The sequence below is a fragment of the Pleomorphomonas koreensis DSM 23070 genome (assembly GCF_000425185.1).
In the GTDB taxonomy this organism is placed as follows: Bacteria; Pseudomonadota; Alphaproteobacteria; order Rhizobiales; family Pleomorphomonadaceae; genus Pleomorphomonas; species Pleomorphomonas koreensis.
Window position 1 is genome coordinate 122,016 of sequence record NZ_AULH01000012.1, and the last position, 20,052, is coordinate 142,067.

Below are 20,052 nucleotides of genomic sequence, written 5' to 3' on the forward strand. Positions count from 1 at the left end.
GCGGATGCGTCCGCGTCTTCGCGACTTGGCATGAGACGCGCCGGCGTATCCGTCACGCCCTGGCCGGCGGCCTCGTGCTGTCGCGGAATATCAGGTCGACCGGCCAGACTTCCTGGCTGGCCGACGCCGCCTTGCCGCCGAGGAGGTCGGCGACCATCTCGGCGATGCGCTCGCCGGCCTTGTGGATCGACGAGAAGGTGGTGGTCAGCGGCGGGTTGTGGGTCTCCGGCCGGATCGAGCTGATGCCGTCGTCATGGGCGATCACCGAGATGTCCGAGCCGATGGCGAGGCCGCGATCGCGGATCGCCCGGCAGGCGCCCATGGCCGAGAAGATGCTGGAACAGATGACGGCGGTCGGCGGCGTCTCGCTCGACAGCATGCCGGCGGTCAGCCGGTAGCCGGCCTCGTCGGTCATCACGTCGGAGTCGTTCAGCGCGTCCGGCGCCACAAGGCCGGCCGCGAGGAGGGCCGATCGCCAGCCGGCCTCGCGGTCGACGGCGAAGGACTGGCGCAAATCGCCGTTGACGAGGCCGATGCGCCGGTGGCCGAGGCCGATCAGCAGCTCGGCGGCTTGCCGGAAGGCCCCCTCGTTGTCGATGTCGAGGAAGGCGTAAGGGTGCGGCGCCCGCGTGCGACCGTGCACCACATAGGGAATGTCGAGCTTGTCGAGCAGCGACACGCGCGGGTCGGCGACCAGCGGGCCCGACAGCACCACCGCATCGACCGATCGCCGCTGGGCGAGCCGCCGGTAGCTGGCCTCGGCGCTGTCGAAGCTGGCGCTGACCAGCACGTCCATCTGCCGGCGGGCGGCGCTGTTGGTGAGGCCGGACAGGAAGTCGGTGAACAGCGGGTCGAGCAGCGGATCGTTGCCGGACGGAAAGACGATGCCGATCGCCCCGGACTGACCTGTCGCCAGACGGTGGGCATTGACGTTCGGCGAATAGCCGAACCGCCGCGCCGCCTCCAGCACCCGTTCGCGCGTGTCGGCGCTGACATCCCTGTAGCCGTTGAGGGCGCGACTGACCGTGCTCTGCGACAGCCCGAGATGACGCGACAGTTCCTTGAGATTCATGATCCGCCGGCAAGACAGGGAAGAAACCGCCTGTATAGCCGCCGCATCCTGGCTTGTACAGCTTGTTACGTGTTCCGGAAGCGCTTTCATATGACGATTAGTATGCGCCTTGGAAAGAAAACGTTGCGAAAAGGCAGGAGAAGGCATGATGCCCTTCGGTCAATACGCTGGAATACGTGATCGAACACAACGCTGCGCAAATTCATTGACAGCGACGGATGTCAATGTTAGGTGCCAAAAGCGCTTTTGGTAGGGCTCAGGCCGTCGATCGGACAGTAGGGAGAGGAGTGCCGATGAGCGCCCCCGTGTTGACGCTGGAAGATCTGCGCCGCCGTTTCGCACGGCATCCCGACGCCGTCCTCGACCTTGCGGACGATCTTGCCGCCCGCCTCGCCGCATCGGGCGATGCCGTCGTTGCGGCGCCGCTGCGCGCGGCGGCCGGCCATCTCCTCGCCCGCTGTCCCGATCCCACGGCCCTGCCGCTCTGGGGCGCGCCCTGCATCGTCGGCGCCAACATCGACGTCGCCGGTCTCGCCACCTCGGCTGGTCTGCCGGCGATTGATTTCCTGGCCGATTTCGACGCCGTGGCGATTGAGCGGCTGCGCGCCGCCGGCGCTCTCATTGTCGGCAAGGCGGCGGTCGATCCGCTCGGCCTCGACGCTTCGGCCGGCGCGGCTGCCGAGGCCGTCGCGGCCGGCCTTGCCGTCTTCGCCATTGCCAGCGACCGCACGGGCGCCGCCAGCCTCGACGCCGCCGGCCGAGGCGTGGTCGCCGTCAAGCCGACACCGGGGCGCGTCGGCACCGACGGCCTGTTCGGCACCGCGCCGGGGATCGATGGCATCACCATCCTTGCGGCCGACGTCGCCTCCGCCGTGGCCGTGCGCCGGGCGATCGAGGACGCCGAGCGGCGGCCGATGCCGGCGCCCGCTCGCCTCGGCCTCATCGGCAACGACGCCGCCGGCCACGCAGTTGCCGACCGGCTCGGCCTCGTGCCGCTGACCATCGATGCGGCCCCCTTCGTGGAGATCGCCGCGCTGACCGACGGCGACGTCTGGCTGTCCCCGAGGCTTGACGACGTCGAGGCGATCTTCATCGAGATGCCTGAACTGTTCCCGTCCGCCCTGCGGCCGCGCCTGTCCCGCGCCCTCGATTGCCCGGCCCGCGAGCTGGCCGGGGCGCAGCATCGCCTCGCCAGGCTGAAGCAGGCCGTCGAGACGGTTTTTGCCACCGTCGACCTGCTGCTGGTGCCGGCCGGCTCCGCTCCGGCCGGCTTCGTCAACGCTTGCGGCCTCGCCGCCGTCGCCTTGCCGGACGGCATGGCGCTGGTCGGCCCCGGCGGCAGCGACGACCGGCTGGCCGATGCCGCCGCAATTCTCGCCGAAATGTGCATCGCTCCACCGGTTGACATCGCGACGGCATGGCCGTTGGCTCGACCCTGAGTCGATCGCCGGTGGAAGACCATCCCCAAGGAGACTGAAGTGTCCGCGAACACGCCCAACATGCCCACGTCGCTGCCCACCGATCCCTGGCGTCTGGTCGAAACCGCCTGGGAGCCCGGTGCCAACCTGTTGCGCGAGACGCTGTTCGCGCTCGGCAACGGCCATATCGGCACCCGTGGCAGCCATGACGAGACCTGGCGCGGCGACGTCGAGGCCAGCATGGAAGGCACCTACGTCAACGGCTTCTACGATACCGAGGCGATCCGCTATCCCGAGAACGCCTACGGCTTCGCCCGCGTCAACGAGTTCATGCTGAACCTGCCCAACGCCAAGGGCGTCGAGATCGGCATCGACGGCGAGCGCTTCAACCTCGCCACCGGCACCATCCTCGCCTACGAGCGCAGCCTCGACTTCCGCGAGGGCGTGCTGGTGCGTTCCGTCGAGTGGAAGTCGCCGGCCGGTCGCCGGCTGCGCATCGTCTCGAAGCGTCTTGTCAGCCTCGCCCACAGCGCCATCCTCGCCCAGCAGGTGACGGTGACGCCGCTCGACGCCGATGCCGCGATCGAGTTCACCGCCACCATCGACAGCGCCGTGCGTGGGGGAGGGGAGAGCTTCGACCCGCGCCTCGGCTCCGGCGCCTCCGCCCGGGCGCTCACCGCCGTCGAGTCTTCCGTCGAACCGGGCCGGGCGGTGCTGGTCTGCCGCACCCGCCACAGCGGCCTGACGCTGCGTGTCGAGACGCTCGCCTCGGTGGCCGGCGCCGACAGCACGGCCGACGAGGCGGACGGCATCCTCGCCCAGCGCTTCCGCGTCGCCGCCAGAGCCGGCGAAGCCGTGACGCTTCAGAAGATCACCGCCATCGTCACCAGCCGCGACGCGCCGGCCGAGGCGCTCGCCGGCCGCGCCGCCGACGCGCTGGAGGCCGCGCGCACCCAGGGCTTCGAGGGTCTGGCCGCCGAGCAGCGCGCCAGTCTCGCCGTCTTCTGGGACAAGGCCGACATCGAGATCGAGGGCGACGACGCCCTGTCGCAGGGCCTGCACTTCAATCTCTACCATCTCTACCAGGCGATCGGCCGCGACGGCCGCACCAACATCGCCGCCAAGGGCCTGACCGGCGAGGGCTACGAGGGCCATTCCTTCTGGGACACCGAGATCTACGTGCTGCCGGTGTTTCTGCGCACCATGCCGGAACTGGCCCGCGCCGTGCTCTGCCACCGCATCGGCTATCTCGACAAGGCGCGGGCGCGGGCCCGCGACCTCGGCCATGCCCGCGGCGCGCTCTACCCCTGGCGGACCATCACCGGCGAGGAATGCTCGGCCTATTTCCCGGCGGGAACGGCGCAGTACCACATCAACGCCGACATCGCCTTCGCCATCAAGCAGTATGTCGAGACGACCGGCGACGTCTCGCTGCTCACCGACGGCGCGGCGGAACTGGTGTTCGAGACGGCGCGCGTCTGGGCCGATCTCGCTCACCCGGTTGACGGCAGCTACCGCATCGACGAGGTGACCGGGCCGGACGAATACACCGCCCTCGTCAACAACAACTTCTACACCAACGTGATGGCCAAGACCCATCTGGCCTTCGCCGCCGAGATCGCCGGGCGGCTCGGCCGCGAGGCGCCGGAGGTCTTCGCGGCGCTGTCGAAGAAGCTCGGCCTCGACGCCGGCGAGATCGACCACTGGTCCGACGTATCCGACAGCCTGCTGCTGCCCTATGACGCGGCGCGCGGCATCCATGCCCAGGACGACGCCTTCCTCAACCGCAAGGTCTGGGACTTCGCCGGCACGCCGGCCAGCAACTATCCGCTGCTGCTGCACTATCATCCGCTGGTCATCTACCGCCATCAGGTCTGCAAGCAGGCCGACGTGCTGCTCGCCCTGTTCCTGCGCGGTGACCTGTTCGCCAGGGCGGTGAAGCGGCGCGACTTCGATTACTACGAGCCCATCACCACCCACGATTCCTCACTGTCCACCTGCATCCACTCGATCATCGCCGCCGAGGTTGGTCTCCGCGAACGGGCCTATGGCTTCTTCATGGACGCTGCCCGCATGGATATCGACAACACCCACGGCAACACCTTCCACGGCGTGCATACGGCGGCGATGGGCGGCACCTGGATGAGCGTCGTGCACGGCTTCGCCGGCCTCCGGGCCGTCAACGGCGAACTGCATTTCGCCCCCTACCTGCCCGAGGGCTGGCGGCGCTACCGCTTCCGCCTCGTCGACCACGGCCGCACGCTGGAGATCGCCGTCTCGGCGGCCCGCGTCGAGTTCCGCCTGGTCGAGGGCGAGGCGATCCGCCTCTTCCATCGCGGTGAGCCGATCGACCTGTCGGCGGCCGAATCGGTGCGCGTCGCGCCGCTGCCGCCGGCCTTCGCGCGGAAGCCGTTCAAGGCCGTGGTGTTCGATCTCGACGGCGTCATCACCGACACCGCCCGCTTCCACCATCTCGCCTGGAAGCGGCTGGCCGATACGCTGGGCATCGGCTTCGACGACGAACTGGCCGAGAGCCTGAAGGGCATCGACCGCCGCATGTCGCTGACGATGATCCTCGACAAGGGCGGCGTCACGCTGGAGCCGGCCGAATTCGATCGTCTCGCCGACATGAAGAACGTCTGGTACAAGGAACTGATCGGCACCATGACGCGCGACGATCTGCTGCCCGGCGCCCTGGAGACGCTTGAGGCGGTGCGCGCCGCCGGCCTCAAGGTCGGCCTCGCCTCGGTCAGCCAGAACGCCCCGGCCATCCTGGAACGGCTCGGCATCGCCGACCTGTTCGACGCGGTGGTCGACGCGCGGCTGCTCGCGCGCGGCAAGCCCGATCCGGAAATCTTCCTGAAGGCGGCGGCGCAGCTTGGCGTCGAGCCGGCCGACTGCCTCGGCGTCGAGGACGCGGTGGCCGGGGTCGCCTCGATCAAGGGCGCCGGCATGGCGGCGCTCGGCATCGGCCGTCCCTCGGTGTTGACCGAGGCCGACGCGGTGATCCCCGGCCTCGACGACTTCGTGCTCGACGACTATCTCGCCTGAGGGCGGGTTTGGGAGCCGCGCATTGACGAAAGGCGAGAGTTGAGGCTCAATCCCGGTGTATTCGGGCCGCGGCGTTCCGGCTCGACGCCGGGCGGCGCGGCCCGGATGGACGAGATCCTCCGCCGGGGCGAGGGAACGCCACTTGAGCAATTCCAGGAAAAGTGTGATCGCTTCTCCGTCCGGAATTGCCCGAAACCAGGAAGCCTGAGCGTGTCCATGAAGAAGCGCTCCGGCCAGGAAAGTGTCTTGAAGAAATGGACGACGCGGTCCTCGTTGATGTCCCTAGCTCCCAGCCCGAAGACCCCCGCCACGGCATGCCCGCCGGCCTTGGCACGCGGCTGAAGCTGGCGCGCCAGACGCGCGGCATGACGCTGAAGGCGCTGGCCGAGGCGGCGAGCTGCTCGGAGAGCCTGCTGTCGAAGATCGAGAACGGCAAGGCGTCGCCGTCGCTGCCCATGCTCCATCGCATCATCAAGGTGCTCGACAAGAACATCGGCTGGTTCTTCGAGGAGTCGCACGGCGAGGAGGGCATGATCTTCCGCGCCGGCACGCGGCCGGTGCTGACGCTCGATCCCCTGCGCCGCGGCAAGGGCATCGCGCTCGAGCGGGTCATTCCCTATTCGCCCGGCCATCTCCTCCAGTGCAACATCCACCACGTCGAGGTGGGCGGCGAGAGTGCCGGCCCCATCCAGCACGTCGGCGAGGAAGTCGGCTACGTCATCGCCGGCGAGGTGGAACTGATCGTCGACAGCCGCCGCTTCCGCCTGTCGGAAGGCGACGCCTTCGTCTTCAACTCCGAACTTCCGCATCACTATCGCAACGCCGGTGACACGCGGGCCAGCATATTCTGGGTCAACACGCCGGCGACGTTCTAGGCCGCGTCGGCGGCTTTCCCGCGCGCCGCGCCGTCGCCTCAGTTGGCCTTGGCATCGGCGCCGTCCGGGCCAGAACAGGGGCGGAATGCCGCCAAAGTCGCCATTCAAGCTACTTGACAGCAAATCAATGTTCTTGAATTATCGACGAGCGTGAGAAACGCCCAGCCCGAAAACGGGCGGTCCGAAAAGGGGAACCCAGATGTCTATTTCCAAGCTACTCGCGGGCTGCGCGATGGCGGCTGCCGCTGCCCTGTCCGTGTCGGCGGCCTCCGCCGAGACCTTCGCGCTCGTCAACATCAACCAGCAGGCGCTGTTCTTCAACCAGATCAACGACGGCGCCACGGCGGCCGCCAAGGCGGCGGGCGTCGACCTCGTCATCTTCAACGCCAACAACGTGCCGGCCGCCCAGAACGACGCCATCGAGAACTACATCACCCAGAAGGTCGACGGCATCATCCTGGTGGCCATCGACGTCAACGGCGTCAAGCCGGCCATCACCGCCGCCAAGGCGGCCGGCATTCCGGTGATCGCCATCGACGCGCAGATTCCCGACGGCGACAACGTCGCCTTCGTCGGCGTCGACAACACCAAGGCCGGCGAGGACATCGGCACGTTCTACGCCGACTACGTCAAGGCCGAGATGGGCGGCAAGGCGACGGTCGGCATCGTCGGCGCCCTCAACTCCTTCATCCAGAACCAGCGGCTCGACGGCTTCAAGAAGGCCGTGCAAGGCAGCGGCGCCGACGTCACCTTCCTCGATACCGTCGACGGCCAGAACGTCCAGGACGTGGCGCTGTCGGCCGCCGAGAACCTGATGACCGCCAACCCGCAGATGTCGACGCTCTACGCCACCGGCGAGCCGGCGCTGATCGGCGCGGTATCGGCGGTCACCGCCCAGAGCCACACCGACAGCGTCAAGGTGTTCGGCTGGGACCTGACCAAGCAGGCCGCCCAGGGCATCGAGGAAGGCTGGGTCGTCGCCGTCGTCCAGCAGGACCCGGCCGGCGAGGGCAAGGCCGCCGTCGAGGCGCTGATGACGCTGAAGAAGGGCGGCACGGTCGATCCGATCATCAACGTCCCCGTGACCATCGTCACCAAGAACAACGTCGCCGACTTCAAGTCGATGTTCCAATAAGCCGAGCCAGCACGGGCGGCGGGGCGCCGGGGTACGCAACCGAAGAGGAGCGGCCCCGTGGCGCCCCGGCCGTTCGTACGCCGGCCGGCCGCCGTTCGGGCTTGCCGGCCCGGCTTCAGGCTCGGACAATGGAGCTTCTCAGACGAGGCGCTCCCGACTGGACTTCAGCATGACCGAAAGTTCGCTCTACCGCGTCCGGATGACCGGTATTTCCAAGCGTTATCATCCCATCCAGGTGCTCGACGACGTGTCGTTGACGCTGAAGCCCGGCGAGGTGCTCGGCCTGGTCGGCGACAACGGCGCCGGCAAGTCGACGCTCTCCAAGGTGCTGTCCGGGGCGATCATCCCCGACGCCGGCCGCATCGAGATCGACGGCGAGGCCGTCAGCTTCGCCACCCCCGCCGACGCCCGCGCCGCCCGCGTCGAGATGGTCTACCAGGACCTCTCTCTCTGCGACACGGTCGACGTCGCCGGCAACCTGTTCCTCGGCCGCGAGCCGCGCCGCCGCGTCGCCGGCCTTTCCTTCCTCGACAAGCCGCGCATGCACGCCGAGGCGCGCGCCATGCTCGACCGGCTCGGCATCGTCATCGCCGACACCCGCCTCAAGGTGGAAAACCTGTCCGGCGGCCAGCGGCAGTCGATCGCCATCGGCCGCGCCGCCTCCTTTGATCCGCGCGTCCTGATCATGGACGAGCCGACGGCGGCGCTGGCCGTCGCCGAGGTGGAGGCGGTGCTCGACCTGATCCGCGCCGTTAGCGCCCGCGGCGTGTCGGTGATCCTGATCACCCACCGCTTGCAGGACCTGTTCCTGGTCTGCGACCGCATCCAGGTGATGTACGAGGGCCGCAACGTCGCCGAACGCCACGTCTCCGACACCAGCATCGAGGAAGTGGTCAACCTGATCGTCGGGCGCAAGTTCGCCGCCCGCTCGGCGAAGTCCGCCGACAGCGCGGGAGTGCCGGCATGAGCGACAGCGTGATCAAACCGGAGGCGCCGTCGCGCCTCGTCCGGGCGAGCTGGCACGAGAAGGCCGTGGCGCGGGGCGGCGTCGTCTCCATCGCCCTGTTCTTCGCGGCGGTCTGCATCGTCTTCTCGCTGGCCACCGACGCCTTCCTGACCGCGCCGAACCTCCTCAACATCGTCCGCCAGTCGGCGCCGCTCTTGATCGTCGCCTCGGCCATGACCTTCGTCATCACCACCGGCGGCATCGACCTGTCGGTCGGCTCGGTGCTGGCGCTGACCGCGACGCTGTCGGCGGTGCTGCTGCAATGGGGCGTGCCCTGGCCGCTCGTCGTGCTCGGCCTCCTTTGCCTCGGCGCGGCTGTCGGCGCCGCGCAGGGCTTCTTCGTCGCCTATGAGGGCATTCCGGCCTTCATCGTCACCCTGGCCGGCCTCTCGGTGATCCGCGGCGTGGCGCTGCTGATCACCGGCGGCTATTCGATCCCCGTCGATCCGGCCAGCCCGTTCAACGTCATCGGCCGCGCCTGGTTCCTCGGCGTGCCGGTGCCGGCGCTGATCGCCGTCGCCGTGCTGGCCGTCGCCTATATCGTCTTCAACGAGACGGCCTTCGGCCGCTACGTCACCGGCGTCGGCGCCAATGCCGAGGCGGTGAGGCGGGCCGGCGTCAACACCCGCCTCGTCACGCTCGCCGTCTACGTGCTGACCGGCGCGGCGGCGGCGCTGGCCGGCATCATCCTCGCCTCGCGCCTCGGCTCGGGCTCGTCCAACTCCGGCCAGGGCTTCGAGCTGGACGTCATCGCCGCCGTGGTGCTGGGCGGCACGTCGCTGTTCGGCGGCCGCGGCTCGATCGTCGGCACCGTCCTCGGCGCCCTCACCGTGGCGGTGATCGCCAACGGCCTGATCCTCGCCCATCTGTCGCCCTTCCTGACGCCGATCGTCACCGGATCGATCATCCTCATCGCCATCTGGCTGAACTTCCGCCTGTTCAAGGGCGGGTCCAGGAGCCGCTGACCATGGACCATCTGTTCAAGGACAAGGCTGAGGAGCGGCGGCCGGTCGGCGTCCGCTCGGGCATGGTGATGACGGTGACCGGGCCGGTGCCGGTGACCGAGATGGGCGTCACGCTGATGCACGAGCACATCCTGCTCGACGGCGCCAAGGCCTGGCGCTGCCCCTGCGACATCGACGACGAGGGCCGCCGCGTCTCCGAGCAGCCGGTGAACATCGAGATCATCGGTGAACTCAGGATGAACCCCTATCTCAACCGCGACAACGTGTCGCTCGACGACGCCGACCTCGCCCTGCGCGAACTCGACCGCTACAGGCGCTTCGGCGGCAACACGGTGGTCGACGCCACCAGCATCGGCATCGGCCGCGACCCGGAGGCGCTGGCCCGCATCGCCCGCCTGTCCGGCCTGAAGATCGTCATGGGCAGCGGCTTCTATCTGGAATTCAGCCACCCCGAGTGGATGAAGGCGATGGATGTCGAGGCCATCGCCCGGTTCATCGTCGACGACGTCGGCGGCGGCGAGACGCAGCCGCCGATCATGGCCGGCATCATCGGCGAGATCGGCGTTTCCAAGGATTTCACCGAGGCCGAGCGCCGGTCGCTGCGTGGCGCCGCGCGGGCCTCGGCGCGCACCGGCGTGCCGCTCACCATCCACCTGCCGGGCTGGGAGCGCCTTGCCCATGAGGTGCTCGACGTGGTGGAGGCGGAGGGCGCCGACCTCCGCCACACCGTGCTCTGCCACATGAACCCGAGCTGGAACGACACCGCCTATCAGGCTGCGCTTGCCGCCCGCGGCGCCTTCATCGAATACGACATGATCGGCATGGACTATTACTACGCCGACCAGGATGCCCAATCGCCGTCCGACGAGGACAACGCCCGCGGCGTCCTCAATCTCGTCGAGCGCGGCTACGCCGACCGCGTGCTGCTGTCGCAGGACGTCTTCCTGAAGATGATGCTGACCCGCTACGGCGGCTTCGGCTACGCCCACGTGCTGCGCCACTTCGTGCCGCGCCTGAAGCGCCATGGCCTCGACGCCGCCACCATCGACCGCATCCTGATCGACAATCCGAAATCGGTGTTCTCCGCCTGACGGACGCCGTTCAAGAAACAGCCCGAGGAAAGCAAAATGACTAAGAAGATCCTGCTGGCCGGCGAGTCCTGGGTGTCGACCGCCACCCACATCAAGGGCTTCGACCAGTTCGCCACCGTCACCTACCACACCGGCGCCGACGAACTCCTGAAGGCGCTGAAGGGCGGACCGTTCGACGTCACCTTCATGCCCTCGCACGAGGCGCAGCGCGACTTCCCGCAGACCATGGAGGCGCTTTCGGCCTATGACGCGGTGGTGCTCTCCGACATCGGCGCCAACACGCTGCTCCTCCACCCCGACACATGGATCCACTCGAAGACCACGCCCAACCGCCTGAAGCTGATCCGCGACTACGTTCTGGCCGGCGGCGGTCTCCTGATGTTCGGCGGCTACTATTCCTTCCAGGGCATCAACGGCGGCGCCCGCTACCACAAGACCGCCGTCGAGGATGTGCTGCCGGTCGTCTGCCTGCCGTATGACGACCGCGTCGAGGTGCCCGAGGGCTTCGCCGCCGTGGTCACTGGCCGAACCGATCACCCGATCCTGAAGGGCCTCGGCGGCGACTGGCCGCTGCTGCTCGGCTTCAACGAGGTGGGCCTGAAGCCCGGCGCCGAGGTGCTGGCCACCGTCTCGAACGAATACGGCGCGCTGCCGCTGCTCGCCACCGGCCTCTACGGCAAGGGCCGCACCGTCGCCTGGACCTCCGACGTCGGCCCGCACTGGCTGTCGCCCGACTTCGTCGCCTGGAAGGGCTACAAGACGCTGTTCGAGCAGATGCTGGCCTGGGCGACCGGGCAGGACTGAGCGATGGCGCTCCACGTCGTCGGCAACGCCTGCGTCGACACCACCTTCTACCTCGACCGCCTGCCGCGCCCCGGCGAGACGGTGAACGCCGTCTCGACGCGGCGCGGCGTCGGCGGCAAGGGGGCCAACCAGGCGGTGGCGGCGGCGCGGACGGGAGCCGAGGTGATCCTGCGCGCCGCGCTCGGGGCCGACGCCGAGGCGGATGTCGTGCGCGCGACGCTCTTCGGCGAACTACCGCTCGACGGGCTGGTGACGCTCGACACATCCACCGACCGCTCGTCGATCCTGGTCGATGGCGATGGAGAGAACATCATCGTCACGGCGGCGGAATGCGCCTCGGCCTTCGATCCGTCGGCCGATCTGGCGGCGCTTGCGGCCGGCGACCACCTGCTGATGCAGGGCAATCTTCGGCCGGACGTAACCAGGGCTTGTCTGGACGCGGCCCGTGCCAAGGGCGCCGTCACCATCCTCAACCCCAGCCCGCTCGGCGCGGCGCTGCCGGAGGCCGATGTCGTCATCGTCAACGCCGTCGAGGCCGAAGCGCTGACCGGCCTCGCCGATCCGGCCGAGGCGGCCCGCCGCCTGTCGCGGGACGGCGCGGCAAGCATCGTCGTGACGCTCGGCGCCCGCGGCGCCTGGCTGCACGAGCCGGGCGGGGCGAGGCTGCTGCCGGCGCCGGCGGTGACGGCGATCGACACCAGCGGCGCCGGCGACGTGCTGGCCGGCGTCATCGCCGGCTGTCTCGCCCGGGGACTGCCGCTCGCCGCCGCCGCGAGGGTGGGCGTCGAGGCCGCCGCCGTCGCCGTCACCCGTCGCGGCACGCTCGCCGCCTGCCCGAGCCGGACGGAAATCGCCGCGCTGATCGGCCGCATATCGAGGGACCCATCATGACCGAAGCCGCAACCCCGGTCGGCCAGACCGCCGGCGACGCCCTTCTCAAGCTGTTCGGCCGGACCAAGGTGGTGATCGGCGTCGTCCATCTGGCGCCGCTGCCCGGCGCGCCGCGCCATGACGGCGGCGCCGTCGAGGCGATCTACCAGCGCGGCCTCTCCGACGCCCGCGCCTATCTCGCCGGCGGCTGCGACGGCGTCATCGTCGAGAACCATGGCGACGTGCCCTTCTCCAAACCCGACGACATCGGCCCGGAGACCGCCGCCCACATGGCGGTGGTGGCCGACCGCATCCGCCGCGAGTTCGGCAAGCCGATCGGCATCAACGTGCTCGCCAACGCCGCCATCCCGGCGCTGGCCGTGGCGAGCGCGTCCGGGGCAGGCTTCGTCCGCGTCAACCAGTGGGCCAACGCCTATGTCGCCAACGAGGGCTTCGTCGAGGGCGAGGCGGCGCGCGCCATGCGCTACCGCGCCCGCCTCCGGGCGAGCGGCGTGCGCATCTTCGCCGACGCCCACGTCAAGCACGGCGCCCACGCCATCGTCGCCGACCGGCCGGTCGAGGAGCTGGTGCGCGACCTCGCCTTCTTCGACGCCGACGCGGTGATCGCCACCGGCCAGCGCACCGGCCACGCCGCCGACCTCGGCTATATCAGGATGATCAAAGAGGCCTCGCACCTGCCGACGCTGGTCGGCAGCGGCGTCACGCCCGACAACGCCCGCGACATCCTCGCCATCGTCGACGGCGTCATCGTCGCCAGTGCCCTCAAATACGACGGCGTCTGGTGGAACGAGGTCGAGCCCGACCGCGTCGGGGCCTTCATGGCCGGGCTCAGGCCATGACCGGTTTCCCGGCCATCGACGGCAGGCGCCTGCTCGCCCGGCTCGACGCCTTCGCGGCGATCGGCGCCACGCCGGCCGGCGGCGTCAACCGGCCGGCGCTGAGCGAAGCCGACCGGGCGGCGCGGGCGCTGCTCGCCGATCTCGGCGCGGCGCGCGGCTTCTCGCTGTTCCAGGACGCGGCCGCCAACCTGTTCCTGCGCCGGGCCGGCGCCGATGACCGCCGGCCGCCGTTCCTGATCGGCAGCCATCTCGATAGCCAGCCGACCGGCGGCCGCTTCGACGGCGCGCTCGGCACGCTCGCCGCGCTGGAGGTGCTGGAGACGCTGGAGGATCGCGGCATCGTCACCGCCGGGCCGGTCGAGCTGGTCGCCTGGACCAACGAGGAGGGCAGCCGCTTCGCGCCTGGCGCCTTCGGCTCGCAGTCCGCCGCCGCTGGCGCCCTGCCGGCCGGCTGGCCGGAGACGGTCGGCAGCGACGGCGCCCGCCTCGGCGACGAGCTGGCCGCCACGCTGGCCGCCTTGCCGCAGGCGGCGATGCGGCCGCTCGGCGGCCCGTTCGCCGGCTATCTCGAACTGCACATCGAGCAGGGCCCGCTGCTCGAACGCGAGGGCGCGCTGATCGGCGTCGTCGAGGGCATCCAGGGCACCCGCTGGCTGGAGGTCGCCATCGAGGGGCAGGTGGCGCACGCCGGCACCACGCCGCTCGCCGACCGTCGCGACGCCATGGCGGCGGCCGCCGCCGTCATCACCCGGCTGCAAACGACTGTGATGCCGGCCGACGCCGATGCGCGCCTCACCGTCGGACGCCTGACGATCGCCCCCGGCGCCGTCAACGTCATTCCCGGCGAAGTGGCCTTCTCGATCGATCTCCGCCATCCGAGCGGCGCCGAGATCGACCGGCTGGAAGCCGAAATAACCGCGCTGGCGGCCCGTATCGCCGCGGCCGGCGGCTGCCGCGCCTCGGTGCGGCGAAGCATGGACGTGGCGCCGGCCCGCTTCGACCGGCGTCTGGTCGGCATCGTCGAGGGCGCGGCGGAGCGGCGCGGCTTTGCGAGCCGGCGCCTGTTCTCCGGCGCCTTTCACGACGCGCTGTTCATGGCCCGCCTCGGCCCGGCGGCGATGGTCTTCGTGCCCTGCCGCGCCGGCCTCAGCCACAATGAGGCGGAATATGTCGAGCCGCATCAGGCGATTGCCGGCGCGCAGGTTTTGTGCGACGCCACGCTGGAAGCCGTGGCGGCCTCCGTCGCGGCCTGATCCCATCGGAGAGGGAAGGCCCGATGACCGATGATCCCCTGGCGGACCTGCTTCCGGCGATCCAGCGGCTGCTGCCGGGCAGCGAGAGGGTCGCGGAGGATGCGCCCGACACGGCTTTCGGCGGGCCGGGCGCCTATCTGCTCCTTCTGCATCTCGCCGATCCGGTCCGGTTCGCGCGCCACGGCCGGGCGGCGTCGCTGGCCGGCTGGTTCGTCTATGCCGGCAGCGCCCGCGGCGGCGGCGGCGTCCGCGCCCGGCTCGGGCGGCATTTCCGCCGCAGCAAGCCCGTCCACTGGCACGTCGACGAGCTGACCGTCGCGGCCGACCGGATGGCCGCGCTCGTCCTGCCGCACGGATCGGAATGCGACATCGTCGATCGCCTGCTGCGGTCGGGACGGTTCGAGCCGGCTTTCCCGCGGTTCGGCAGCAGCGACTGCCGGCGCTGCCCGGCGCATCTGCTGAAGCCGATGGCCGGCCCCGACGCCCGGCAGGCCGGCGCCTGACGCCGCGCCGCCCGCTGCGGCCCGGACGGAACCGGGTTCGGGGGCGCCGCGTTGCTAACGGAACTCATGCTCCCGTTCTCCGAGTATCGCGATGGCGCAAGACCCACCCTCTTCGATCCCTGCCGCCCCGAATGCCGGCGAGCAGGGCGATATCGTTCGCCTGGCCGCCTGGCTGATCGTCGCCGCCGCCATCATCGGCGGCCTCTACCTCGGGCAGGGCGTGCTGATCCCGCTCGCCGTCGCCTTCCTGATCAGCTTCGCGCTCAGCCCGCCGGTGACCTGGCTGAGCCGCCTCGGCCTGCCGCGCGTGCTGTCGGTGGTCGTCGTCATGCTGATCGCCGGCGTGCTGCTAGCCGGAGTGGGCTTTCTGGTCGGATCCCAGATCAAGTCGCTGAGCGCCCAGTTGCCGACCTATCAGGCCACCGTCCACGCCAAGCTCGATGACATCCGCAGCCGGATCCGCGCCACCGGCATTCTCGATGCCGTCAAGGAAGAGACCGCTGCCACCGCCGGTCCGGCGGCCGTGGTCGGGCCGGCGCAGCGCATCGAGGTCGTCCAGCCCTCCGCCTCGCCATTCGAGACGGCCATCGCCTGGCTGGCCCCGGCGCTGGAGCCGATCGCCACGGCGGGCATCGTCCTGGTGTTCGTCTTTCTCGCCCTGATCGATCGCAGCGACCTGCGCGACCGGCTGATCCGCCTGATGGGCGGCAACCTGCATCGCTCCACCAGCGCGCTGGAGGAGGCGGGCAAGCGCATCTCCAAATACCTGCTGATGCAGGTGGTGGTGAACGTCACCTATGCCATTCCCATGGCGCTCGGCCTGTGGTTCATCGGCGTGCCCGGCTGGATTCTCTGGGGCGCGCTGGCGGCGCTGATGCGCTTCGTGCCCTACGCCGGGCCGCTGATCTCGGCGATATTCCCGGTCGCGCTCGCCTTCGCCGTCGATCCCGGCTGGAACATGGTGATCTGGACGGTGGCGCTGATCCTGCTGCTCGAACTGATCAGCAACAACATCGTCGAGCCGCTGCTCTACGGCACCTCCACCGGCCTGTCGGCCATGTCGCTGATCGCCGCCGCCACCTTCTGGACCGCCCTCTGGGGACCGGTCGGCCTGATCCTCTCCACCCCGCTCACCGTCTGCCTGCTGGTGGTTGGCCGCAACCTGCCGCAGCTGCAGTTTCTCGATACGCTGCTCGGCTCGGTGCCGGTGCTGGATGTGCCGACGCGCATCTATCAGCGCCTGATCGCCGACGACCCGGACGAGGCCATCGAGATCGTCGAGGAGGCGATCGGCGACGGCAGCGTCGGCGATTTCTACGACGAATACGGCATCGAGGTGCTGCGGCGGATCAACGACGACCGCCAGGGCAACGCCCGCGCCGAGCATCGCCTGCGTGTGGCGAGCGGCATGGACCTGCTGCTCGACGACCTGCGCGAGGAGTATCCGCCGTCCCTTGCCCCGGATACGCCACCGCGCGTCGCCTGCATCGGCGGCAAGCGGGAGATCGACAGCGTCGCCTGCGAGATGCTGGTCCATGCCCTGTCGCTCGACGGCCTGCCGGCCGTAGAGCGCCGCGAGGGCGCTGCGACGGCGCGCTATGTCGACAGGCTCGATCTCGACGGCATCGAGGTGATCTGCCTCAGCTACTTCAGCCGTCAGCCGGAGTTGTCCGCCCGCACCTTCTGCCGCCGGCTGCGCCGCCGCTGGCCCGGCCGCAAGATCGTCGTGGCGCTGTGGAACGCGCCCGACGAACTGCTGGAGCCGGACCGGATCGAGGCGATGGGCGCCGACGAGGCGGTCGCCTCGGTGGACGAGGCGATTCACCGCATCCGTCTCCTGCTCGCCCCCGAGGAGAAGCTGCGGGCGCAGATGGCCGACACGCCCGACAACGACGCGGAGCGCGTCGCGGCGCTTGAGGCCACCGGGGTGCTCGACGGCCATGCCCGCGAGGACCTCGACGCGCTGGCCAAGCGCGCCGCCGAGGTGTTCGACGTCAGGTTCGCGGTGATCTCGGCCGTCGGCGCCGATGCCGAGTTCATCATCGGCCAGAGCATGGAGCTGCCCGGCACGCGCGCCGGCGACGGCACCGACATGATCACCATGCCGCGCGATGAGGCGATCTGCGACCATGTCGTCGCCTCCGGCGAGACGCTGGTGGTCGACGACACCGAGCGCGATCCCCGCTTTTCCGACCATCCGGCCATCAAGCTGTGGCGCACGCGCTTCTATGCCGGCGCGCCGCTGACGACGGCCGACGGGCTGGTGCTGGGGGCCTTGTGCCTGCTCGACAGCGAACCGCGCCAGCTGGACGACGAGGAGGTCGACCTGCTCGGCACCATGGCCGCCAATGTCGTGTCGGCGATCACCGGCGACGCCGTGGTGGAACCGGAACAGCGGGCCCACGACGAGACCTCCGCGACCGTCGGCCAGGTGGTTCCCGAGTGAGGAACCGACAATCGCCACTTGTCCCGGCCGGCCAGGCCGCCCGCTGCCGCCTCTCACGGAGACCTTGATGTCTGCTTCCGACGCCGTCACACGCAAGGACGACCTGCGCACCGGCACGCCCTTCTGGGTGCGAACCCCGCACTCGACGGTCAAGGCGAGGCCGCGCCTTGATCGCGACCGGTTCGACGTCATCGTCGTCGGCGCCGGCATCAGCGGTGCGCTGGTTGCCGAGGCGCTGACGCGGCAGGGCAGGTCGGTGCTAATCGTCGACCGCCGGCCGCCGGTGCGCGGCTCCACCCCGGCCTCGACGGCGATGATCCAGCACGAGATCGACGTGCCGCTGACCCGGCTGCGCCGCAAGATCGGCAAGGCGAAGGCCGATGCGGTCTGGCGGCGCTCGGTCAGGGCGGTAGACGATCTGGTCGATCTTGCGGGCCGGCTGAAGCTCGACTGCCGGATGCGCCGCAAGCCGACCGTCTTCCTGGCCGGAGACGACATGGCGGCGCGGGCGCTGCGCCGCGAGGCCGAGGCACGCGCCGACATCGGCATCCGCGCCGACTACCTGACGCGGTCCGAACTGATCGACCGCTTCGGCATGGACCGGCCGGCGGCCATCCTGTCGCAGGACTCCGCCTCGGCCAACCCGGCGCAACTGGCGGCGGGACTGCTGCGGGCGGCGCTGGCGCGCGACGCGCGGCTCGTTTCGCCGGTCGAGATCACCGATATGGCCGAGCTGCCCGGCGGCATCGCGCTGGCCACCGCCGCCGGCCAGGTGCTGGTGGCCGAACACGCCGTCTTCTGCACCGGCTATGAGTATCTTCCGCCCATGAAGACGGCGTCGCAGCGCGTCGTTTCCACCTGGGCGCTGGCCTCAAGGCCGCTGGCCGGCCTGCTGGGCTGGCTCCTCGACACCAATGTCTGGGAGGCGTCCGACCCCTATCTCTATTTTCGCGCCGACGAATCCGGCCGGATCATCGCTGGCGGCGAGGACGAGGAAGCGTCCGACGCCAATGCCGATCCGGCGAAGCTCGCCAGGAAGGCCAGGGTGATCGCCGGCAAGCTGGAGGCGCTGACCGGCATCCGCATCGGCAAGCCGGCCTACGTCTGGTCGGCGCCGTTCAGCGTCACCGACGACGGCCTGCCGGTGATCGACCGCGTGCCGGGCTACCGGCGGGTGCTCTCGGTGATGGGCTTCGGCGGCAACGGCATCACCTTCTCGACGATCGCTGCAGAGATCGTCGCCGCCGAGATCGCCGGCCGGCCCGATCCGGACGCCGCGTTGTTCCGCCGCCGCTGACGGTCGATTCACCCGGCCGCCGACACCAGCACCGGTTCGGCGCGGTAGCGGTCGTTGAACAACGCCTTGAGGGCGTCGATCTTCGGCAGGTCGTTGATCACGATATAGGGGTAGTCCGGGTTGAGCGTCAGGAAATCCTGGTGATAGGCCTCGGCCGGATAGAAGCGTTTGCCCGGCTCGATGGTGGTGACGATGGCGGCGTCGAACGCATGGGCCTTGTCAAGCTGGGCGATATAGGCCCTGGCGACGCGTGCCTGCGCGTCGGAGGTCGGGAAGATCGTCGATCGGTATTGCGGGCCGTAGTCGGGACCCTGCCGGTTGAGTTCCGTCGGGTCGTGCGCCACCGAGAAATAGATCCTGAGGATTTCGCCATAGCTGATCGTCCGCGGATCGAAGGTGACCTTCACCGACTCGGCGTGGCCGGTGGTGCCGGACCCGACCGTCTCGTATTGGGCGGTCGCCGCATCGCCGCCGGCATAGCCGGAGACGGCGCCGGTAACGCCGGCGACATGCTGGAAGACGCCCTGGACGCCCCAGAAGCAGCCGCCCGCCAGCACGGCGACCTCCGTCGCCGCGGCCGGATTAGCCGCCTCGTCGACCACCGGGGCGGGAACGAGCCGTGCCTCCCCGGCCCGTGCCGATGGCATGGCGGTGGCGAAAAGCGCGGCCGCCAGCAGTGCCGCGGCGCGATGGCGACGATTTGCTCTCCTGGTATCGTTGGCGGGTCTCATCGTGGCGGCCTCCATTCGGCGAAGGGGGAGGAATGGGCACGCAGTCCGGCATTACGCCTCGGCGGGTCTGAAGCCCATCGCTAGACCGTTCATGCAATAGCGCAGACCGGTCGGCGGTGGGCCGTCGTCGAAGACATGGCCGAGATGGCCGCCGCATCGGGCGCAGTGCACCGCCGTCCTGACCATGCCGGCCGAGGTGTCCCGCTCGGTTTCCACCGCTTTTTCGAGCGGCAACCAGAAGCTCGGCCAGCCGGTGCCGCTGTCGAACTTGGTCGTCGACGGGAACAGGTCGCGCCCGCAGCCGGCGCAGTTGAAGGTGCCGCGCCGATGCTCGTCGTTGAGCGGGCTGCTGTAGGGCCGCTCCGTGGCGGCCTCGCGCAGCACCGCGTATTGCTCGGCGGTGAGCAGCTTGCGCCACTCGGCCTCGCTGTGCGTCACCGCGAAGGTTCCGGCAGCCCACGCTCCGGCCGTCCGCCAGCCGAGCAGCGAGGTCGCGATGGCGGCCGAGGCCGCCGATAGCAGGGCGCGTCGCGTCGTCATGTCGATCTCCTCCCGTCTCCCTGGCTGCCTGTACAGGATACGCCGCCGTGCCGCCGATGAGGATGCGGCTTGCGTAGATTCACGCATATGTGATGGCCACTGCAAGGCTGGGCGCCGCCGCTGATGGTCGCCGGC

Annotated in this window: 17 protein-coding genes; 14 read left to right on the forward strand and 3 right to left on the reverse strand. The window is 69.8% G+C overall.

The window, feature by feature from the left end; genetic code table 11:
* Positions 1-52 precede the first annotated feature (52 nt).
* A complete protein-coding gene (locus H512_RS0111545; protein ID WP_026783590.1) occupies positions 53-1,072 on the reverse strand; it encodes a substrate-binding domain-containing protein in 1,020 nt (339 codons plus the stop codon).
* Between the two features lie 293 nt (positions 1,073-1,365).
* Here H512_RS0111545 and H512_RS0111550 point away from each other — a divergent pair, with 293 nt between their 5' ends.
* From H512_RS0111550 to H512_RS0111615, 14 genes are all read left to right on the forward strand, one after another.
* Positions 1,366-2,511, forward strand: a complete 1,146-nt coding sequence (locus H512_RS0111550) for an amidase family protein (RefSeq protein ID WP_026783591.1) — start codon at positions 1,366-1,368, stop codon at positions 2,509-2,511.
* A gap of 39 nt (positions 2,512-2,550) precedes the next feature.
* On the forward strand, positions 2,551-5,541 hold the full coding sequence (pgmB, locus tag H512_RS0111555) for a beta-phosphoglucomutase (RefSeq protein WP_026783592.1): 2,991 nt from the start codon (positions 2,551-2,553) through the stop codon (positions 5,539-5,541).
* A 314-nt stretch (positions 5,542-5,855) separates the two neighbouring features.
* Positions 5,856-6,416: a cupin domain-containing protein gene (locus tag H512_RS0111560; protein WP_053239781.1), complete on the forward strand. Its 561-nt coding sequence runs from the start codon at positions 5,856-5,858 to the stop codon at positions 6,414-6,416.
* Positions 6,417-6,615: 199 nt separating this feature from the next.
* Positions 6,616-7,551 (forward strand): ABC transporter substrate-binding protein, encoded by a 936-nt coding sequence (locus H512_RS0111565; RefSeq protein ID WP_026783594.1) that lies wholly within the window; start codon positions 6,616-6,618, stop codon positions 7,549-7,551.
* Positions 7,552-7,720: 169 nt separating this feature from the next.
* Positions 7,721-8,518 carry an ATP-binding cassette domain-containing protein gene (locus H512_RS0111570; protein WP_026783595.1) on the forward strand — a complete coding sequence of 266 codons (798 nt, stop codon included), beginning with the start codon at positions 7,721-7,723 and terminating at the stop codon, positions 8,516-8,518.
* Complete coding sequence (locus H512_RS0111575) at positions 8,515-9,522, forward strand: ABC transporter permease (RefSeq protein ID WP_053239782.1); 1,008 nt, start codon at positions 8,515-8,517, stop codon at positions 9,520-9,522. Before H512_RS0111570 ends, H512_RS0111575 begins: the two co-directional genes overlap by 4 nt.
* A 2-nt stretch (positions 9,523-9,524) precedes the next feature.
* The gene (locus H512_RS0111580) at positions 9,525-10,613 is read left to right on the forward strand and encodes a phosphotriesterase family protein (protein WP_036791312.1); all 1,089 of its coding nucleotides are present in this window, start codon (positions 9,525-9,527) and stop codon (positions 10,611-10,613) included.
* 36 nt (positions 10,614-10,649) lie between these two features.
* Positions 10,650-11,417 carry a glutamine amidotransferase gene (locus H512_RS0111585; protein WP_026783598.1) on the forward strand — a complete coding sequence of 256 codons (768 nt, stop codon included), beginning with the start codon at positions 10,650-10,652 and terminating at the stop codon, positions 11,415-11,417.
* A 3-nt stretch (positions 11,418-11,420) separates the two neighbouring features.
* Entirely contained in the window at positions 11,421-12,308 is an 888-nt protein-coding gene (locus H512_RS0111590) for a PfkB family carbohydrate kinase (protein ID WP_026783599.1), read from the forward strand.
* A complete protein-coding gene (locus H512_RS0111595) occupies positions 12,305-13,147 on the forward strand; it encodes a BtpA/SgcQ family protein (RefSeq protein WP_026783600.1) in 843 nt (280 codons plus the stop codon). The genes H512_RS0111590 and H512_RS0111595 overlap by 4 nt, the downstream gene beginning before the upstream one ends.
* Positions 13,144-14,400, forward strand: a complete 1,257-nt coding sequence (locus H512_RS0111600) for a hydantoinase/carbamoylase family amidase (RefSeq protein WP_026783601.1) — start codon at positions 13,144-13,146, stop codon at positions 14,398-14,400. The genes H512_RS0111595 and H512_RS0111600 overlap by 4 nt, the downstream gene beginning before the upstream one ends.
* 23 nt (positions 14,401-14,423) lie before the next feature.
* A complete protein-coding gene (locus H512_RS0111605) occupies positions 14,424-14,903 on the forward strand; it encodes a GIY-YIG nuclease family protein (RefSeq protein ID WP_084798436.1) in 480 nt (159 codons plus the stop codon).
* A gap of 91 nt (positions 14,904-14,994) precedes the next feature.
* Complete coding sequence (locus H512_RS0111610) at positions 14,995-17,349, forward strand: AI-2E family transporter (protein ID WP_053239783.1); 2,355 nt, start codon at positions 14,995-14,997, stop codon at positions 17,347-17,349.
* Positions 17,350-17,416: 67 nt separating this feature from the next.
* Positions 17,417-18,646 (forward strand): NAD(P)/FAD-dependent oxidoreductase, encoded by a 1,230-nt coding sequence (locus H512_RS0111615; RefSeq protein WP_026783604.1) that lies wholly within the window; start codon positions 17,417-17,419, stop codon positions 18,644-18,646.
* Between the two features lie 8 nt (positions 18,647-18,654).
* Here H512_RS0111615 and msrA read toward each other — a convergent pair whose 3' ends face one another.
* The gene (gene msrA, locus H512_RS0111620; protein WP_026783605.1) at positions 18,655-19,377 is read right to left on the reverse strand and encodes a peptide-methionine (S)-S-oxide reductase MsrA; all 723 of its coding nucleotides are present in this window, start codon (positions 19,375-19,377) and stop codon (positions 18,655-18,657) included.
* A 51-nt stretch (positions 19,378-19,428) separates the two neighbouring features.
* Positions 19,429-19,917, reverse strand: coding sequence for a peptide-methionine (R)-S-oxide reductase MsrB (msrB, locus tag H512_RS0111625; RefSeq protein ID WP_026783606.1), 489 nt, complete (start codon positions 19,915-19,917; stop codon positions 19,429-19,431).
* Positions 19,918-20,052: the final 135 nt, after the last annotated feature.